Origin of the sequence: Propionibacterium ruminifibrarum, from assembly GCF_900289195.1 — a bacterium.
Classification (GTDB): Bacteria; Actinomycetota; Actinomycetes; order Propionibacteriales; family Propionibacteriaceae; genus Propionibacterium; species Propionibacterium ruminifibrarum.
The window spans coordinates 43,130-59,601 of record NZ_OMOH01000003.1; the positions used below are offsets into that span (position 1 = coordinate 43,130).

The 16,472-nt window shown below is 70.6% G+C and carries 15 protein-coding genes and 1 tRNA gene; 7 read left to right on the forward strand and 9 right to left on the reverse strand.

Annotation, left to right across the window (positions count from 1 at the left end):
- Positions 1 to 56: 56 nt before the first annotated feature.
- Both PROPJV5_RS03905 and add read right to left on the reverse strand, forming a co-directional pair.
- Positions 57 to 908: a shikimate dehydrogenase family protein gene (locus PROPJV5_RS03905; protein ID WP_182858566.1), complete on the reverse strand. Its 852-nt coding sequence runs from the start codon at positions 906 to 908 to the stop codon at positions 57 to 59.
- A 29-nt stretch (positions 909 to 937) separates the two neighbouring features.
- Complete coding sequence (add, locus tag PROPJV5_RS03910) at positions 938 to 1,951, reverse strand: adenosine deaminase (protein WP_119715043.1); 1,014 nt, start codon at positions 1,949 to 1,951, stop codon at positions 938 to 940.
- 134 nt (positions 1,952 to 2,085) lie between these two features.
- Between add and PROPJV5_RS03915 the strand changes: the two genes are divergently transcribed.
- Positions 2,086 to 3,138 carry a lactonase family protein gene (locus PROPJV5_RS03915; RefSeq protein ID WP_119715044.1) on the forward strand — a complete coding sequence of 351 codons (1,053 nt, stop codon included), beginning with the start codon at positions 2,086 to 2,088 and terminating at the stop codon, positions 3,136 to 3,138.
- A 393-nt stretch (positions 3,139 to 3,531) separates the two neighbouring features.
- On the opposite strand, the gene PROPJV5_RS03920 is transcribed toward PROPJV5_RS03915, so the two are convergent.
- The 5 genes from PROPJV5_RS03920 to upp all read right to left on the reverse strand — a co-directional run bounded on the left by PROPJV5_RS03920 (position 3,532) and on the right by upp (position 9,877).
- Complete coding sequence (locus tag PROPJV5_RS03920) at positions 3,532 to 5,991, reverse strand: ABC transporter permease (protein ID WP_119715045.1); 2,460 nt, start codon at positions 5,989 to 5,991, stop codon at positions 3,532 to 3,534.
- Positions 5,991 to 6,842 (reverse strand): ABC transporter ATP-binding protein, encoded by an 852-nt coding sequence (locus PROPJV5_RS03925; protein WP_420812716.1) that lies wholly within the window; start codon positions 6,840 to 6,842, stop codon positions 5,991 to 5,993. The genes PROPJV5_RS03920 and PROPJV5_RS03925 overlap by 1 nt, the downstream gene beginning before the upstream one ends.
- A gap of 275 nt (positions 6,843 to 7,117) precedes the next feature.
- On the reverse strand, positions 7,118 to 7,801 hold the full coding sequence (locus PROPJV5_RS03930) for a response regulator (protein WP_119715047.1): 684 nt from the start codon (positions 7,799 to 7,801) through the stop codon (positions 7,118 to 7,120).
- Entirely contained in the window at positions 7,798 to 9,156 is a 1,359-nt protein-coding gene (locus PROPJV5_RS03935; RefSeq protein WP_119715048.1) for a sensor histidine kinase, read from the reverse strand. Before PROPJV5_RS03935 ends, PROPJV5_RS03930 begins: the two co-directional genes overlap by 4 nt.
- An 82-nt stretch (positions 9,157 to 9,238) precedes the next feature.
- A complete protein-coding gene (gene upp / locus PROPJV5_RS03940; protein WP_119715049.1) occupies positions 9,239 to 9,877 on the reverse strand; it encodes a uracil phosphoribosyltransferase in 639 nt (212 codons plus the stop codon).
- Between the two features lie 106 nt (positions 9,878 to 9,983).
- Between upp and PROPJV5_RS03945 the strand changes: the two genes are divergently transcribed.
- The 5 genes from PROPJV5_RS03945 to PROPJV5_RS03965 all read left to right on the forward strand — a co-directional run bounded on the left by PROPJV5_RS03945 (position 9,984) and on the right by PROPJV5_RS03965 (position 14,416).
- Positions 9,984 to 10,655, forward strand: a complete 672-nt coding sequence (locus PROPJV5_RS03945) for a tRNA adenosine deaminase-associated protein (protein ID WP_239018386.1) — start codon at positions 9,984 to 9,986, stop codon at positions 10,653 to 10,655.
- 43 nt (positions 10,656 to 10,698) lie between these two features.
- Positions 10,699 to 11,130 carry a nucleoside deaminase gene (locus PROPJV5_RS03950; RefSeq protein WP_220474339.1) on the forward strand — a complete coding sequence of 144 codons (432 nt, stop codon included), beginning with the start codon at positions 10,699 to 10,701 and terminating at the stop codon, positions 11,128 to 11,130.
- Positions 11,131 to 11,188: 58 nt separating this feature from the next.
- Positions 11,189 to 11,276 (forward strand) — tRNA-Ser (locus tag PROPJV5_RS03955).
- A 526-nt stretch (positions 11,277 to 11,802) separates the two neighbouring features.
- The gene (locus PROPJV5_RS03960) at positions 11,803 to 12,888 is read left to right on the forward strand and encodes a hypothetical protein (protein WP_119715052.1); all 1,086 of its coding nucleotides are present in this window, start codon (positions 11,803 to 11,805) and stop codon (positions 12,886 to 12,888) included.
- Positions 12,889 to 12,910: 22 nt separating this feature from the next.
- Positions 12,911 to 14,416, forward strand: coding sequence for a potassium/proton antiporter (locus PROPJV5_RS03965; RefSeq protein WP_119715053.1), 1,506 nt, complete (start codon positions 12,911 to 12,913; stop codon positions 14,414 to 14,416).
- A 43-nt stretch (positions 14,417 to 14,459) separates the two neighbouring features.
- Here the strand turns inward: PROPJV5_RS03965 and PROPJV5_RS03970 are convergent, their stop codons facing one another.
- Together PROPJV5_RS03970 and PROPJV5_RS12510 are read right to left on the reverse strand one after the other, a co-directional pair.
- Complete coding sequence (locus tag PROPJV5_RS03970; protein WP_119715054.1) at positions 14,460 to 14,963, reverse strand: LytR C-terminal domain-containing protein; 504 nt, start codon at positions 14,961 to 14,963, stop codon at positions 14,460 to 14,462.
- A 338-nt stretch (positions 14,964 to 15,301) separates the two neighbouring features.
- Entirely contained in the window at positions 15,302 to 15,892 is a 591-nt protein-coding gene (locus PROPJV5_RS12510; protein ID WP_182858567.1) for a class I SAM-dependent methyltransferase, read from the reverse strand.
- 256 nt (positions 15,893 to 16,148) lie between these two features.
- On the opposite strand from PROPJV5_RS12510, the gene PROPJV5_RS03980 reads away from it, so the two are divergent.
- Positions 16,149 to 16,430, forward strand: coding sequence for a FeoA family protein (locus tag PROPJV5_RS03980; RefSeq protein ID WP_239018387.1), 282 nt, complete (start codon positions 16,149 to 16,151; stop codon positions 16,428 to 16,430).
- Positions 16,431 to 16,472: the final 42 nt, after the last annotated feature.

The following is a 16,472-nucleotide window of genomic DNA, read 5'->3' on the forward strand; positions in this document are numbered from 1 at the left end:
GGCGCGGGCGGGATCGGCAAGATCCCAGCCCGGCAGGGGACGGCAGCCAGGACCAGCTAGCCGCGCCGACGGGCCAGCTCGGCGACGCAGGCGTCCAGCAGGGGCTGCGGGTCGGGCGTCCGCCCGGTCATGAGGCGCACCTGCCCGATGCCCTGGAAGACGAGCAGGTCGATGCCGTCCACGCTCACCCGGCCCGCTGAGGCGGCAGCCCGCGAGAGCGCGGAGGGGTACTGCTCGTAGAAGACGTCGAAGACGACCGGGGCGCATCTGACGATCTGCGCCGCCTCGGCGTCGGTGAACTCGACCGGAGCCGTCGACAGCAGCAGGTCGGCCCTGTCGGTCCCCAGACCGCCCAGCCGGTCCCAGCCGGTCACGTCGAGGTCGATGCCGTAGCGGGCGGCCACCTCGTCCAGGCTGGCATGGGCGCGTTCGGCGCTGCGGGCCACGACCTCGACCCGGTTGACGCCGATGCGAGACAGCGCGGCCAGCCCGCTGCGGGCGGTGGCGCCCGCGCCCACCAGGATCGCCGTGGTGGCGCTCGTCAGCCCGCGGTGGGCGAGGGCGCCGGTCATGCCGGGTACATCCGTGTTGTAGCAGCGGTTGGACTCCGGAGGGCCCGGTCGTTCCCCGGACGAGCCGAAGATGATCGTGTTCGCCGCGTTCAGTTCGGTGACGAGCGGCTCTGGTGAACCGTGGGCGATGATCTCGGACTTGAACGGCATCGTCACCGACAGGCCCACCCAGCTGGAGTCGAGCGTGGCCCAGAACTCGTCCAGGTGCCCCGGCTCGACGTCGATCGCCTCGTAGCTCCAGTCGCTCAGACCGAGCGTGGCGTAGGCGGCCCGGTGCAGGGCGGGGGACAGTGAGTGCGCAGCCGGGTGGCCGATGACGGCGCAGCGGTGCGTCACGGGAGCATCCTGCCCCGTTTCTCGCCCGGTCATCGGGCCCCGGCCAGGTACTCGTCGATCTCGGCCCGCAACTGGGCCTTGAGATCCAGCGGGGCCCACGAGATGTCGACCGCGTTGCGACACAGCAGGGCCAGGAAGGCCTCGTCCACGCCCCCCTCGTCGGCGACCAGCTGGAGGTTCTCGGCGATGTATCCGCCGAAGTAGGCCGGATCGTCGGAGTTGATGCAGACCTTGACGCCCCTGCCGACCAGGTCCTTGACCACGTCGATCTTGGAACCCTCACTGATCCAGGTGTTCGAGATGGGGCAGGAGGTCAGGCCGATGCCCCTGTCGACCAGGGTTTGGACGAGGGCCGGGTTCTCGACCACATTGGTGCCGTGGTCGATGCGGGCGGCCCCGATGTCCTCGACGACCTGTCGGATGTGCTCGATCGAGCCGGCGATGTCGACGTCGCAGTGCATGGTCAGCAGATAGCCCTCCTGGCGGGCGCGGGCGAACACCTCGGCGAACGCGCCGGGAGGATTGCCCGTCTCGTCGGAGTCGAGGCCGACGCCCAGGATCCAGGCGCGGTAGGGCAGCGACTCCAGCAGGGTGGCCATGGCGTACTCGGGCTGGAAGTCCCGCAGGAAGCACATGATGAGGCCCGAACGGACACCGAGGTTCTGCTCGGCCTCGAGCTGGGCACGACGCAGGCCCTGGATCACGACGTCGAACGGTATGCCGCGGCAGGTGTGGGCCTGCGGGTCGAAGAACATCTCGGCGTACCGCACGTTCTGCGAAGCGGCCCTCGTGAGATAGGCCATGGCCAGGTCGTGGAAGTCCTCGGCCGTGCGCAGCACGTTCATGCCGTCGTAGTAGCTGTCCAGGAAGGACGACAGGTCGTCGAAGTCGTACGAGGCGCGCACCTGGTCGACGGTGTCGTGGGCGAGCGCGATGCCGTTGCGCTCGGCGAGGGCGAACTTCAGTTCCGGTTCGAGGGTGCCCTCGATGTGCAGGTGGAGTTCGACCTTGGGCAGGCCGGCGACGAAGGGGCTGATGTGCATGGTCGGGACCTCACTGTGGCTGGAGCGGGCGCGCAGCCCGGATCGGTGACCCCGACTCTACGCATTGACAAGACGATAAGACGCTATCGGCCTCCATTGAGGATAAGTGGCCGATCAGGCCTTAGCGTTGGGACATGGCCACCTATCTGTGTTTCGTCGCCGGACGCCTCGACGGCGTCCTCACCTCGCTCCTCGTCGACGACGAGTCCGGCTCGGTGCACCTCGCCGGACGCACGGCCACCGGTCCGCGGCCCATGCCCGTCGTCGTCGACGCGGCCCGCGCCCTCGTGCACGTCGGCAACGGCGGTGACCCGCACAGCATCACCACCATGTCCTGGGCCGCCGACCAGGCGACGAGCCCGGTCGCCACCGCCCGGTGCCCGATCGTCCAGACCTACATGAGCGTCGTCGGCGACCTGCTCATGGCCGTCAGCTACGCCGAGTGCGAGCTGGCCTGCGCACGCCTGGGCGCCGACGGGCTCGTGGACGCCTCCACCTGGCAGGTGACCCGCACCGGCCGCCAGCCGCACTGCATCGTCCCCAGCCCCGATGGCCGCCACGTCTACATGAGCCTGCTCGGCGAGGACCGCCTCGTCGGGTTCCGTGTCACGAGCGGCGGGCTCGTGCCGGACCAGCGGCTCGGCGCCGCCCTCGATCACGAGGCCGGGCCCCGGCACATCCGTTTCTCACCCGACGGCTCCTCGCTCTACGTCACCGAGGAGTTCGGCGGCAACGTCGTGCACATGCACCGCGACAACACCACCGGGGCCCTCACGCCGAGCGGCAGCACGATGAGCTGCGTCGCGCCCGGCGCCGGGCTGCGCCACGGCGTCTACGTGCCGCCCGGCCGGGAACCCTCCGCTGACGAGTCCGACCAGCGCATCTGGGCCGCCGACCTGGTCATCGCGCCGGACGGCGGCTGGGCGGTGGCCTCCGAGCGGCGCGCCTCAACGCTCACCATGGCCGCACTCAACCCCGACGGCAGTTTCGGCGCCCGGCTCGCCCAGCTGGACACCCAGCCCCAGCCGCGCGGCATCGGCCTCATCGGCCCGCACCTGGTGATCGCTGGCGGCGAACTCGCCCAGACCGCCACCGTCTACCGCGCCGATGCCGGCGGGCTGAGTGAACTGGGGGTCGTGGATGGTTTGGGCGGGCCCATCTGGTTCGAATCCGTGCCGATCGGCTGAGATGTGGGGTTTTCTGTCATGTGGCGGGGTCAGGTGCCTCGTGCTGGTTGCGTGGGGGCGCCTGTTCGTTGCCGGTGCCTGCTGCGGCGTGTCCCGCGACGCGTGGGCAGGGATGCCGAATCCAACAGGATCTGGCCGTTTCCGCGTTTTTCCGGCCTGAAACGGCCAGATCCTGTCAGGAAAAGCATGCCCTCGGCGCCGGGCGGGAACGCGCCGGAGAAACACCGGCCGGGCCGACGGGGCGCGGGCCCCGGGCGTCGTGACTCGTTGCCCGGGGCCCGCGCGCGAGCCGGCCGTCCGGCCCGCGCCGTGCCGGACACGCCGGGAAGGAGGGCGTGCCCGGCACGGCTGCTGCCGGCCGCCGCGGCCCCCTTCACCGCGGCGGCCGGCATGTCATTCGGTCGCCAGGGCGGCCGAGGGGGTCACCTTCACCGCCCGCGAGGCGGGTGCCAGCGAGGCCAGCCAGCCGGCGAGCAGGGCGACCGCGACGATGAGGGCGAGCCTCAACCACGGCAGGTCGACGACCAGGCTGATGTCGGGGGACTCCAGCAGTGCCCTCGCCCCGACGATGCCGAAGACGACGCTGAGGCCCAGGCCGATGACCGTCGCCACGGCCGCCAGGGTCATCGACTCCAGGCCGACCATCTGCCGCACCTGGCCTTTCGTCATGCCCATGGCTCGCAGCAGCCCCAGCTCCTGGGTGCGCTCCAGCACCGACAGGCTCAGCGTGTTGCCCACACCGACCACGGCGATGAGCACGGCGATCGCGAGCAGCGCCATGGCCACCATGAGCACCATGTCGATCAGTTGCTGGTAGACGGCCCGTTCGGCTGCCCCGCTGTTGATCGAGGCGTTCTTCAGGGGCTCGATCTGGCCGAGCTGGCTCGTCACGTGCTGGGCGTCGGCCTTGTCGGCGTAGCGCACCCAGACGATGGTCGAGGCGTCCGGCGCCAGCTGGGCCATGGTCGCCGGGGTGACGACCAGTGCACTCTCGTACGTGGGGGAGACCCGGGCGGTCAGTTCGACGCTGCGGCCGTCCTGGCTCACCGTGACGCGCTGCCCGTCGGCGAAATCGGTGTCATCGGTGAGGAACTCGCCATCGCCCACCCCGTCGTAGCGCTGCGGGGCCCGCGAGAGCTGGGCCGCGGCGTACGAGACGCCCATGACATCCACGTCCTTCGTCGTGTCCCCGCCCGAGGCCTGCGCGTGGACGGTTGTGACGCGTTCTGCGCCGGTCACGTCCTCGGTGTCGCGGATCTGGTGCAGGACACCGTCGCTGATCTCGCCGGTCGGGGCGATGATCGCGTCCTGGGGGTAGTGGTCGCCGAGTTCATGGTCGACCGTCGCCTGCGAGCAGGCCGCCCCGATCGTGAGGGTGCCGATGAGTGTGACGCCGACGAGCAGCGCGTTCGCGGTGGCCGCGGCACGGCCCGGGTTGCGGCGCGAGTTCGCCACCGCCAGCTCGCCGGGCGCGCTCGCGCGGCCGAGCGGCGAGCCGATGACCGCGGCGAGCGCCGGGATGAGGCCTCGTCCCAGAACGATGACACCCAGCCAGGCCAGGATGGCGCCTGCCATCGCGGTGAGGATGGTCGCCGTCATGTGCGCCTCGTCGTCGCCGGTACCGGCCATGCGCCAGCCGGTGACGAGCAGGCCGGCGCCGGCCAGGACCAGCAGGGCGCCGAGGATGCCGCGGACGGGGCCGAGCCGCTTGGTCTCGGCGGTGGCCAGCTCGGGATGCAGGGCCGCCAGGGGGGCGACCGCCGTGGCCCGCCGGGCCGCGCCGAGGCAGGAGAGGAACGTGATGGCGACACCGATGAGGAAGGGGGCGACGAAGGCACCCGTGCTGGCGCTGAACGTCACCTCGGTGTTGAACAGGCCCTGGCCGAAGTGCAGGAAGACCCACGCGAGGCCTGCGCCGAAGGCCAGACCGGCCGCCGAGCCGATCGCGCCGAGCACGAGGGCCTCACCGATCACCGTGGCGAACACCTGCCCCCTGGTGGCGCCGACGCAGCGCATCATGGCGAGCTGGCGGGCGCGCTGGGCGACCAGGATCGAGAAGGTGTTGGCGATGACGATCACCGAGACGAACAGGGCGATACCGGCGAAGATCAGCAGGAAGCTGGTGATCGACCGGGACGCGCCGGCCAGCATGTCGATCTGGTGCTGGACCTGTTCGGTGCCTGTGCGGACGGTGAAACCGCCGTCCTTGATGGCCGCCGAGTCGCCGATCGCGGTCTTGAGGGCCTCGGGGTCCTCGCCGAAGACCATGATGGAGCTGTAACCGGTGATGCCGGTGATCGCGGTGGCGCCGTCGTCGGTGGCGAACAGATAGTCGCTGTCGGGCGAGGTGACCGCATCGCTGCCCGGGTCGATGACCCCGACGACCTTCGACTGGGTCTGGTGCTGGTCCAGGTAGGACTGCGTGGTGAGTTCCTCGCCCAGTTCGATGGCGTAACTGTCGCGCAGGTGCGTGCTCACGGCGACCTCACCGTCTGACTGCGGCAGGCGGCCCTCGGCGAGGGTGGTCTTCTCGGTGAGTTCTGGCAGGTTGTTCACGCCCACTTGGGTCTGGGCGCCCATGCGGGAGAGCTGCGCCCAGCTCTCATAGAGGGCGCGGGTCCGCTCCACCCCGGGGACGGCGGCCACGGCGTCGACGACCTGCCGGTCGATCGGTGTGGCGTCCTCGTTCTCGTTCGCGGTGACGACGGCTGCCGCGTCACCGACCTGCCCTCCGGCGAGGTCGCGGACGGCGGCGCTGAGCGAGGAGCCGAACAGCAGGGTCGCGGTCATGAAGGCCACGCCCAGGGCGATGGCGATTCCGGCGCTGATCAGTCGGCGGGGCTGGCGGAGCATCAGAGCTCACCGCCCTCGGGCCGGCTCGGGCGCTGGGGGGTCTGGCCGGTGATCTCGTGCAGGCGCTTGTCGGCGATGATCCGTCCGTCGGCCAGTTGCAGCAGCCGGTCGGCGTAGCCGGCGGCGTGCGGGTCGTGGGTGACCATGACGATGGTCTGGCCGAGCTCGTGGACGCAGCGCGCCAGGAAGTCGAGCAGTTCGTCGCTGGAGGACGAGTCGAGGGCGCCGGTTGGCTCGTCGGCGAAGATGACGTCGGGGCGGGTGATGAGTGCCCTGGCCGCCGCGACGCGCTGGGCCTGGCCGCCGGACAGCTCCCCGGGACGGTGCGTGAGACGGTCGGTCAGACCGAGCACGGCGATCACCGTGTCGAACCAGGCCGGGTCGGGCTTGGTGCGGGCCAGTTTGAGCGGCAGCAGGATGTTCTCGCGCGCCGTCATCGTCGGCAGCAGGTTGAACGACTGGAAGATGAAGCCGACCCGGCGCCTGCGCAGCAGGGTGAGGGACTTGTCGTTGAGGGCCGTGGCGTCGACCTGGCCGATGAGCACCCGCCCCTCGGTGGGCGTGTCCAGGCCGGCGGCGCAGTGCATGAGCGTCGACTTGCCGGATCCCGAAGGGCCCATGATCGCGGTGAACTCGCCCCGCCAGAAGTCGACGCTGACGTGGTCGAGCGCCACGACACGCGTGTCGCCCTGCCCGTATATCTTGGTGAGCTGCTCGGTGCGGACCGCGGTCGTCAGCGGTTGAGCAATCGTTGTCGTCATGTTCTTTCCTCGTCGTCGAATCGTGGTGCGACGAGGGGGATCACTCGCCGCGACGATTCCATCGTCCCGGCGACGGCCCTGCCTGCGCATCGGGCACGAGGTTGGTTCGCGGCTCCTACCGCGGGGGGATGCGACGCGAGCGGATCGGCTGATCGGAGGAGGCCCCGGCGCGCCCTGCCGCTCCGACCCCCGAGCCGCTCGGGCACTGACCGGGCGGGCCGCCCCGGGTGCCCTCCCGTGTCCCGCCCCGGCCCGCTCCGGGCTGGTGCGCGCTGACATCGGCGGCCGGCCCGCCGGCCCGGGCCCTACAACGCATCAGCTGCCCGGGCCGGTGACGGGGCGGCCGTCGCCGTGCCCGGCCGGTCTCAGCCCTGCGGGTGCACCATCCCGGCGTCGTAGGCGAAGACGACCATGTGCACCCGGTCGCGCAGCCCCAGCTTGGCGAGGATGTGGCCGACATGGGTCTTGACGGTGGCCTCGCCCAGGAAGAGCTTGGCCGCGATCTCGGAGTTGTTGAGCCCCTGGCCGACGAGCGTCAGCACCTCGCGTTCACGCTCGGTGAGCACCTCGAGTCGTTCCCGGGCGGTACTGGTCTGTCCCGCCTTCGGCAGCGTGGGGACGAAGCGTTCCAGCAAGCGGCGGGTCGCGCTCGGCGCCACGACGGCCTCGCCCGAGGCGACGGCGCGGATGGCGGCCAGCAGTTCGGCCGGCCCGGCGTCCTTGAGCAGGAACCCGGAGGCCCCGGCCTGCAGGGCGGAGTAGACGTACTCGTCCAGGTCGAAGGTGGTCAGCACGAGCACCTTCGTATCGGTCGCGGCGGTGATCGCCTCGGTCGCCGCCACCCCGTTCAGGTGCGGCATGCGGATGTCCATGAGGACGATGTCGGGGCGGTCCTCCGGGGCCGCGTCGACGACGGCGTCGACCGCCTGCCGGCCGTCACCGACCTCGCCGATCACCGTCATGTCCTGCTGCGCGTCGAGCACCATGCGGAAACCGACACGGACCATCTCCTGGTCGTCGGCCAGCAGCAGCGTGATGGTGGGTTTCATGCGTTCTTCCTCGTCAGATCGGTGATGCGGGTCATCAGGGTCGGGGTGTCCCCGTCAGGGGCGCTGTCGGACAGCCGGCTGGTCATCTCGGTGGCCTCGCCGGACGGGATGGTCGCGAGCACCTCGAAGCCGCCGTCCAGACGCGGCCGTGCCGTGAGCGTACCGCCATAGGGCGCGACACGCTCACGCATTCCAATGAGTCCGTGGCCGTGCCCGTCATTCTCGGCGACACCGAGGCCGTCGTCGCGGACGCTGATCGTCAGTCCCTCGCCGGTGTGGCTGAGGTGCACCCAGGCGTGCGCGCCCGGCCCGGCGTGCTTGATGACATTCGTCAACGATTCCTGGATGATGCGGTAGGCGGCCGCCTCCCGGCCCGGGCCGAGGGGGGCGTGCAGGGCGGGCGAGCCGTCGACGGCGTAGTCGACACCCATCCCGGAGGCCCTGGTCGACGCGATGAGTGCCTCGACCTCGTCCAGCCCCGGCTGGGGGGCCATCTCCGGGGCCTCCCCCTCGCGCAGCACGCCGACGAGCTCACGGGTCTCACGCAGCGCCTCGCGGGAGGTGGCGGCGATGCGCTCCAGGGCAGCATGGGCCAGGCCTAGTTTCGCCGCGTCGTCCCCGGGCTGGTCGAGCGCATAGACGGCGCCGTCGGTCTGCACCACGATGACGCTCAGGGAGTGGGCGACCACGTCGTGCATCTCGCGGGCGATGCGTGAGCGTTCCTGCTCGGCGGCCAGCTGGGCGAACCGGTCCCGTTCGGCGGCGACGGCGTCGGCGCGGTCCTTGAGGGTGCGGATCGTGGTGACGCGTTCGCGGGTGAAGGCCCCGAGCAGCCAGCTGGCGAAGACCACGATCGACAGGACGACGAAGGAGAACCCCACGGCCTGCATCCGGTTGGTCGGGTACTCGAGGTCCACGGGGATTCCGTAGGTCCAGCTGATGGCCGCGGCCATCGCTGCGGCGATGCCGAGCAGCAGCCACAGTTTGCGCGCCCGGTCGCTGCCGTAGGCGGCGATGGCGAACAGCATGATGGGCACGTGGATGTTCGGCACCATGAGGTTCGGCATGATGGCGAGTTGCACCAGGTGGGGGATGACGAGCAGGGTGCAGGCCAGTGCCGGCCGGGTGCGGCGCCAGATGAGCGGCACCGCGTAGGCCAGGCCCCAGACGGTCATGAGGAACTGGTTGAGGCCGGTGTCGGGGAACATGAAGAGGTAGTCGTCCTCGGCGGTGGGGTCGACGAGGAAACCAAGGGTGTTGGTCAGGGCGAGCTGGGCCAGGAAGAAGGCCCCGATCGAGTCGCCCGCCATCGGGTGCAGCCCGAACCAGTCGGTCAGGCGCTTGATGATCTTCACACGGCAAGACTACGGACCGACGCGTTCGGCCCGGATCCACCCGCCGAAGGAGATCGGCCAGGCAGGGGCCGGCGGGCCGGGTCTACTCGGCCAGCCCGTAGAGCCGGTCGCCGGCGTCGCCCAGGCCCGGCACGATGTAGCCGCGCTCGTTGAGCCGCTCGTCGATCGAGGCCACGACGAGCGTGCAGGCGATGCCCGCCTCGTCCACGAGGGCGCGGACCCGCTCGATTCCCTCGGGCGCGGCCAGGATGCAGATGCAGGTGACGTCGTCCGCGCCCCGCTCGGCCAGGAAGTTCACGCAGCCGGCCAGCGAGCCGCCGGTGGCGAGCATCGGGTCGAGGACGTAGCACTGGCGGCCGGACAGGTCGTGCGGCAGGCGTTCGGCGTAGGTGGTGGGTTTGAGCGTCCTCTCGTCGCGGGCCATGCCGACGAAGCCCACCTCGGCGGTCGGCAGCAGGCGGGTGAAGCCCTCGAGCATGCCCAGACCGGCGCGCAGGATCGGCACGGCCAGCGGCTTCTCACTCAGTTTGGTGCCCGTCGTGGGGGCCACCGGGGTGGTGATCTCGACCGGGGCGACCCGCACCTGGCGCGTGGCCTCGTAGGCCAGCAGCGTGACGAGCTCGGCGACGAGCAGGCGGAAGGTCGGGCTCGGGGTGCTCTCCTCGCGCAGGTGAGTGAGCTTGTGAGCGACCAGGGGATGATCAACAACACGCAGTTCCACGGCCCCGAGTGTCCCATACACTTGGGGTACTCGGTGAGTGGGGCACCGGTGCCGGATGGAGAAACCGGAGAGAACGAAGCGGTGGACGGTCATAGAGGAGGTCGACATGGCTGACGACACGACGAAGGATTTCGACGACGAGGACGCCGAGGAGTTCGACAGTCTCGACGACCGCGAGGACGCCGACCGCGGTGTGATCTCCGACGACTACGACGACCTCGACGACGATGATGACGACGACGGGGAGGACGAGGACTTCGACCCCGACGATGACGAGGACGATGACGACGAGGACGACTACGAGGACGCCACCTCCGACGAGATCGATTTCGTGGCGGCCCTCTACCGCGAGGACGGCGCCCCCGTCGTCATGCCGTTGCCCGATTCCTGCGCCAACGATCTCGACGAACTGATCGCCCAGTTGCGTCGCCTGCCCGGGGACACCGGGGCCACCGGCATCGTCAGCGTCAACGGCGAGTTCTTCGTGATCTGCCGGTGCCGGGGCCGTCAGGTGCAGGTGCTGCTGTCGGATTCCCTGGCGAGCAACGACTGGCCGCTGGCCCGCGATGTCGTCGACTTCCTGGGGCTCGACGTGCCCGATGAGGACGAGGACTCCGAGTCCGTCGGCGACCTCGACATCCTGGCCGACCAGGGCGTCTCGGAGCTCGACATGGAGAACATCCTCGATGATCTCGACGAGGACTCCGGCGAGCTGGCGCACCGCGTCGTCGTGAAGATCAAGTTCGCGCCGCAGTTCGACCGCGTCATCCATCTGTGAGCCCGGCGCACCGGGGGCGGCGATGAGCCGTTGGGACGCCGCCATGGGCGCGGCCCTCGTGGCGGCGCGGGAGGCCGGGGCCGCCGGCGACGTCCCGGTCGGTGCCGTGGTCCTCGACCGGGACGGGTCCGTCGTCGCCGTCGCCGGCAACCGGAGGGAGCGTGACACCGACCCGATCGGCCACGCCGAGGTGCTCGCCCTGCGTGCCGCGGCCCGGGCCCTCGGGCGCTGGCGGCTGGACGACTGCACGCTCGTCGTCACCCTCGAGCCCTGCACGATGTGCGCCGGCGCCGCCGTCGCGGCGAGGGTGGGGACGCTCGTCTTCGGCGCGTTCGACCCGAAGGCCGGGGCGGTGGCCTCGCTCTTCGACGTCGTGCGCGATCCGCGACTGAACCACCGCCCGCGGGTCGTCAGCGGCATCATGGCGCAGGCCTGTACGGCGGCCCTGGACGAGTTCTTCGCCGACCGGCGCTGAGCGGCGTTCCCGCCTCAAGATTTGAGCCGGAGGCGTCCGGATCGGTACAGTTCTTGACGGTGACGTGTCTGAGCGGCCGAAAGAGCTCGCCTCGAAAGCGAGTGTGGTGCAAGCCACCGAGGGTTCAAATCCCTCCGTCACCGCCACGCCGAAGAGGCGAAAACCCCTGGTCAGTGCCAGTACCTGGTTCTTGGCCAGGGGTTTTCCATCGGCTGTGGCATCCCGGGGTGTCGCGGTCGGGTCGGTGAAGGACGCGAGCCGCAGGATGTGTCGAGTGCCCGCGGCAGCAGGTCCTCATGGTGCGTGACGCGGACGCCCGTCGTCGCGCCAGGGCGTCGTGGACGACGGATTCGTCGTCATGCGGCGGGGCCGGCTTGCACCCGCTCGCTCTGGCCAGCGGCCCCGGCCGGGCAGTGCCGGTGTGGGAGAGCAACTCCTCGAACACGGCCATGGTCCTCCTCGTCTCTGCGGGGATAAGGGGAGAGACGGGCTGCCGCCCCGTGGCGCCCCGGAGGTCGAATGACCTTATGAATTGGGGGTTTCCGGTAAACTTTCGTCACGGGTCCTGCCCGGCTGAGCCGGTGGGGGGTTCGGCTCGCGCCGAGATGGGGTGTCTCCGGGGCTGATCAGGGCGTTCCCGTACTAGTCATTGATAGTTTGGAGGCGGACCGTATGGCACTGGCTGAGTCCCGCGTCACGACACGGCGTTCGCTGCCCGTCGGCATCTTCTCCGTGGTCGTCGCCGTCGTGCTCGTCGTCATCGCCATGGTCTGGTTCCGGTTCGGCACGCCGAGGACGTCCATCATCTGGCTCGTCATGGCCGTGCTCGAGATCGTCATCGCCATCCTCATGCTGCGGCCCATCACCTTCCATGTCGTCGTCGACGAGGACGGGGTGCGCAACGAGGGCCACTCGCCGTGGTCCATCGACCGGGCGAGCATCGCGCACGGCGGCGTCATCGCCGCCAAACACCCGACCCTGTGGGTGCGGCCGGTGAAGGAGGCCGCGTTGAAACGCTCGCAGGGCTACACCGAGACCACCGTCGTCCCCGAACGAAGCTATCTCGCCCCGGTCAGGCGCTCGCAGGCCGAGAACCTCGCCCGCGCGCTCGCCTCGATCGGCCTTGAGGCCGGGCGCAAGGCGAGCCCGGACGAGATCAACACGATCGGTGCCTTCAAGTCCGGCGCCACCGCCATGAGCCTGACCGGCGTCGCGGCGCGGGCGGCCGCCGAATCCGATCCGGTCGGGCCCGCGCCGGACCGTGCCGCCGAGCCCGACGCCCCACGCCGCGAGTCCGAGGCGCAAGGCCAGGACGATCCCCGTTCCGACCGGGCCGAGGAGACGAGGATTCTCGACGCCGAGGACGTCATCGAGGCCACCGAGCCCATCGGCTGGCCGCGGCTGACTCATCCCGGCGCGGACGCGGCCGCCGATGACGCCGTGCTCGGCACCCCCGAGCCCATCGGCTGGCCGGTCAACGCCCGCCGGGCCACGGCCGAGGAGGACGCCGCCTGGCTCTACGGCGACAAGGCCTCCAGCACCGTCGTCACCACCGAGGAAACAGCCCCCCAGCGGGCATCCCGCGGAGTGGAGCAGACGGGGGACCGGGCCGATCCGGGTGGGGAACGGCCCCGCCGGGCCCGCCGTGCTGTCCCCGAGGACGACGAGGACGACCGGCCGACCCGCCCGATGCGCGCCATCACCGACGACATGACCTACGCACAGGCCCTCGGTATCGTCCAGGGGCCGTCCAGTTGACCAACGGCACGAGAGGAGCTCCATGGGAGCAGCGGATCTGACACTGCTCGTCGCTGCCGCCGTGGCGCTCGTGGCGATCGCCGCCGCCCGGCTGGGCACGCGCGCCGGCCTGCCGGCCCTGCTCCTGTTCCTGCTCGTCGGTGTCGTCCTGGGGAACGCCGGGTTCGGCATCCACTTCGACGATGCCGCACTGGCGTACGACCTGGGCTTCATCGCGCTCGCCCTCATCCTCATCGAGGGCGGCCTCACGACGTCCTGGGACCAGATGAAACCCGTGCTCGGCATCGGCCTGTCCCTGGCCATCGTCGGTTCACTGGTGACCATCGCCGTCGTCGGCCTGTTCGGATACTTCGTCCTGGGGCTGCCGCGCGCCGTCGCCTTCCTGCTCGGCGCCGTCGTGGCCCCCACCGACGCGGCGGCCGTCTTCTCCGTGCTCCGCGGGGTGTCGCTGCCGCCCAGGGTGCGCGCCGCCCTCGAGACGGAGTCCGGCTTCAACGACGCCCCGACCGTCCTGCTGGTCATCGCCGGCACCGACCTGGCGATGGGCCACTACCCGTCGGGCGGCATGCTCGGCCTGGCCGGGAAGGTCGCCGGCGAACTGGCCATCGGCGTCGTCGCCGGCCTGGTCATGGGTTGGATCGGCGTGCAGTGCCTGCGGCGGCTGTCGCTGTCGAACTCCGGTCTGTACCCGCTGGCCGTCATGTGCTGGGCCCTCGTCACCTACGGCCTGGGTGAACTCATCCACGGCTCCGCATTCGCCGCCGTCTACGTGTGCGCCGTCGTCCTGGGCAACGGGCAGCTGCCGCACCGGCATGCCACCAGATCCTTCGCCGAAGGCATCGGCTGGGTCGCCCAGATCGGCCTGTTCGTCATGCTCGGGCTGCTCGTCCACCCCTCGACGATCGACTGGCGCGACATCGGCGTCGGCCTCACCCTCGGTCTCGTCCTGACCTTCCTCGCCCGGCCCCTGGCCGTCTACGTCGGCACGGTCTGGTTCGGCGCCGGGTGGCGCCGGCAGGCCTTCATGAGCTGGGCGGGTCTGCGCGGCGCGATACCGATCATCCTGGCGACCGTCCCGCTGGCGGCGGGCATGCCCGGCTCGGACGTGCTGTTCGACATCGTCGTCGTCTTCGTCGTCATCTTCACCGCGCTCCAGGCGCCGACCCTGCCGTGGGTGGCCAAGCGGCTCGGTCTCGTCGACCCGCGCGCCGCCACCGACGTCGACATCGAGGTGGCCCCCTTCGACGAACGCCGAGCCGACCTGCTGGCCGTCAACATTCCCGAGGGCTCCCACCTGGCCGGCGTGCGGGTGCTCGAGCTGCGCCTGCCGCGCAATGCGATCGTCGCGCTCGTCATGCGCGGCGACGAGTCCTTCTCGCCCGACGGCGACACGGCCCTCGAGACGGGCGACCAGATCCTCGTCGTCACGCCCGCCGACCAGCGGGCGAAGGTCGAGGCGAGGCTGCTCGCCGTCGGCCGACACGGCAGGCTGGCCGGGTGGACGAGAAGGCCGCGGCCCTCCTCCTGAGGGTCTCGCGGGCGAGCGGACCCGCGACTGGCGCGGCGGTGGCTCAGGAACTGGCCGTGGCGCTGGTCTGCGCGACCGGCAGACAGACCCGGCCCGAGGGGACGTCGATGGTGGTGTCGGCGTCGGCGTTGAAGCCCTGCCCCAGGTCGTCGGTGAGGATGACGTCGACAAGGCCGTTCTGACGGTTGTCGGTGTCGATCACTGCGCCGGGGAAGAACGAGGCGACGAGCTGCACCTGCGGATCGTCTCCCGAGGCGCCGATGATGGTCGTGCCCGTGTAGTCGTCGTCATCGGTGTTGCCGGTGGTGTTGATGATGAAACCGACGTCCTCCATCTGGGAGGCGATCGTCGTGGCCTGGCCCTTGACGGTGCCGGCGTTGTAGACCCGCACCTGCACCTGGTCGGTGCGCAGGACCATCAGCGAGGTGGTCTCGCACACGCTCGTCGGCCCGAGCGGCCGGGTCACCATGCGCACGCCCCACCAGCCGGCGAAGATGACGAAGCCCAGCAGCACAACCAGGATCACGGGTGTGTACCACTTGCGCATGGGACTGCCTCTCTCACGCCACCACGTCTTGCGCCGCCACGGCGCATGCGCGCCTGCACCAGCTGCCTGCTGCGCGCATCTGTGGACCGACGACGCGCGGTGCAGTGCCTTGGTCGATCATAGACGCACCGGGGTCGGTAGTGCCTCAGGTCCCGCCCGGGGTTGAGCCTGGTCGGATGCGGGCCGGCTCCTGTTGATCGAACCGGACCCACACCCCGGCGGATCGGCCCGCCTCCGGGCGGCTGCGGTGTGGCCGTTCCTGCCGGCCACGCCGCTCACGCGGATACCGAGGTCACGGGGTCTGGCGCCTGCCCGGCGTTCCTCGACCACCGATGTCACTAGCGCAGTGCCCGCCCCCGGATGACGGGGACGAGTCGGCCCACGAGACCGCCGGTGCGCAGCGTCTCGAGTTCAACGGACGCGAAACCCGCCCGACGGATGTGGGTGGCCGTGTCCCGGCACGGATCGCACCCGTGGTCCAGGCATCGGGTGAAGGGGCCGGCGAGTCCTTGCACGCGGCGGGCGGCCGTGCCGGGCGCGGCCGCGACGTGCTCGAAGAACACGAATCCGCCATGGGGGCGCAGCACCCGGTGGATCTCGGCCAGGGCACGGTCCGGGTCGGCGACCGAGCACAGGGCGGTGGAGCAGATGACGGCGTCGATGCTGGCGTCCTCCAACGGGACCTGCTCGGCCGGGGCGTCGAGAATCCGGGAGTGGGGGCGGGAGCGAACGGCGGCGACCAGACGCCGCCGGGGCCTGGGCTCCAGGGCCAGCCACTGGACGTTCGGGTCGAGCGTCGCACCACAGACCCCTGATCCCGCGCCGACGTCGAGCACCGTGCCCCGCAGGGCCGGAAGGACGCGGCTCCGCCACCGCCGCTGCTCCTCGGGGGCGGACAGCGGCGTGGTCACCGTGCGGGACGGGCTCATGTTCTTGACGGTACCCGCGTCGCGCGCGTATCGGCCAGCTGCAGACCATTGACGAATCGGTCGGGCAGACGAAACCCGGGCCCGACAACGGGTCGGGTGCCGTGCTCTCGGAGGCGATCCCACTGCCCGGAGCGGATCGGGGCGCCACCGGTATCGCCCCGAATCGCCCGGCGATTTGCATAGTGAAGGCTTGCCTGGAATTATCCTCGAAGTGACGCCCGCTCCCGGTGGGTACTCGTATGCGAGGAGGTCTGCAGTGTCAGCAGTCACGACGACCGACCGGCGTCCCCGTCTGGACGGGGTCGTCCCGCTGACGGCGCTCGGCCCGGGCGACACCGGAACCATCTCGTACGTCGACCCGGACCTCGACCACTCGGTGCAGCACCGGTTGCGCCTGCTCGGCTTCTGCGAGGGCCGTGAGATCGCCTACGTGCGGCGTGCCTTCTGGGCCGGGCCCATTGTCTTCCGGGTCTGCGACGTGCACATGTGCCTCCGCGCCGAGCAGGCCGCCATGATTCACGTGCGGACGGGCGCCTGACCGCCCTCCCCGCCACGACTCAACCCTGCAGGATGATCGCCC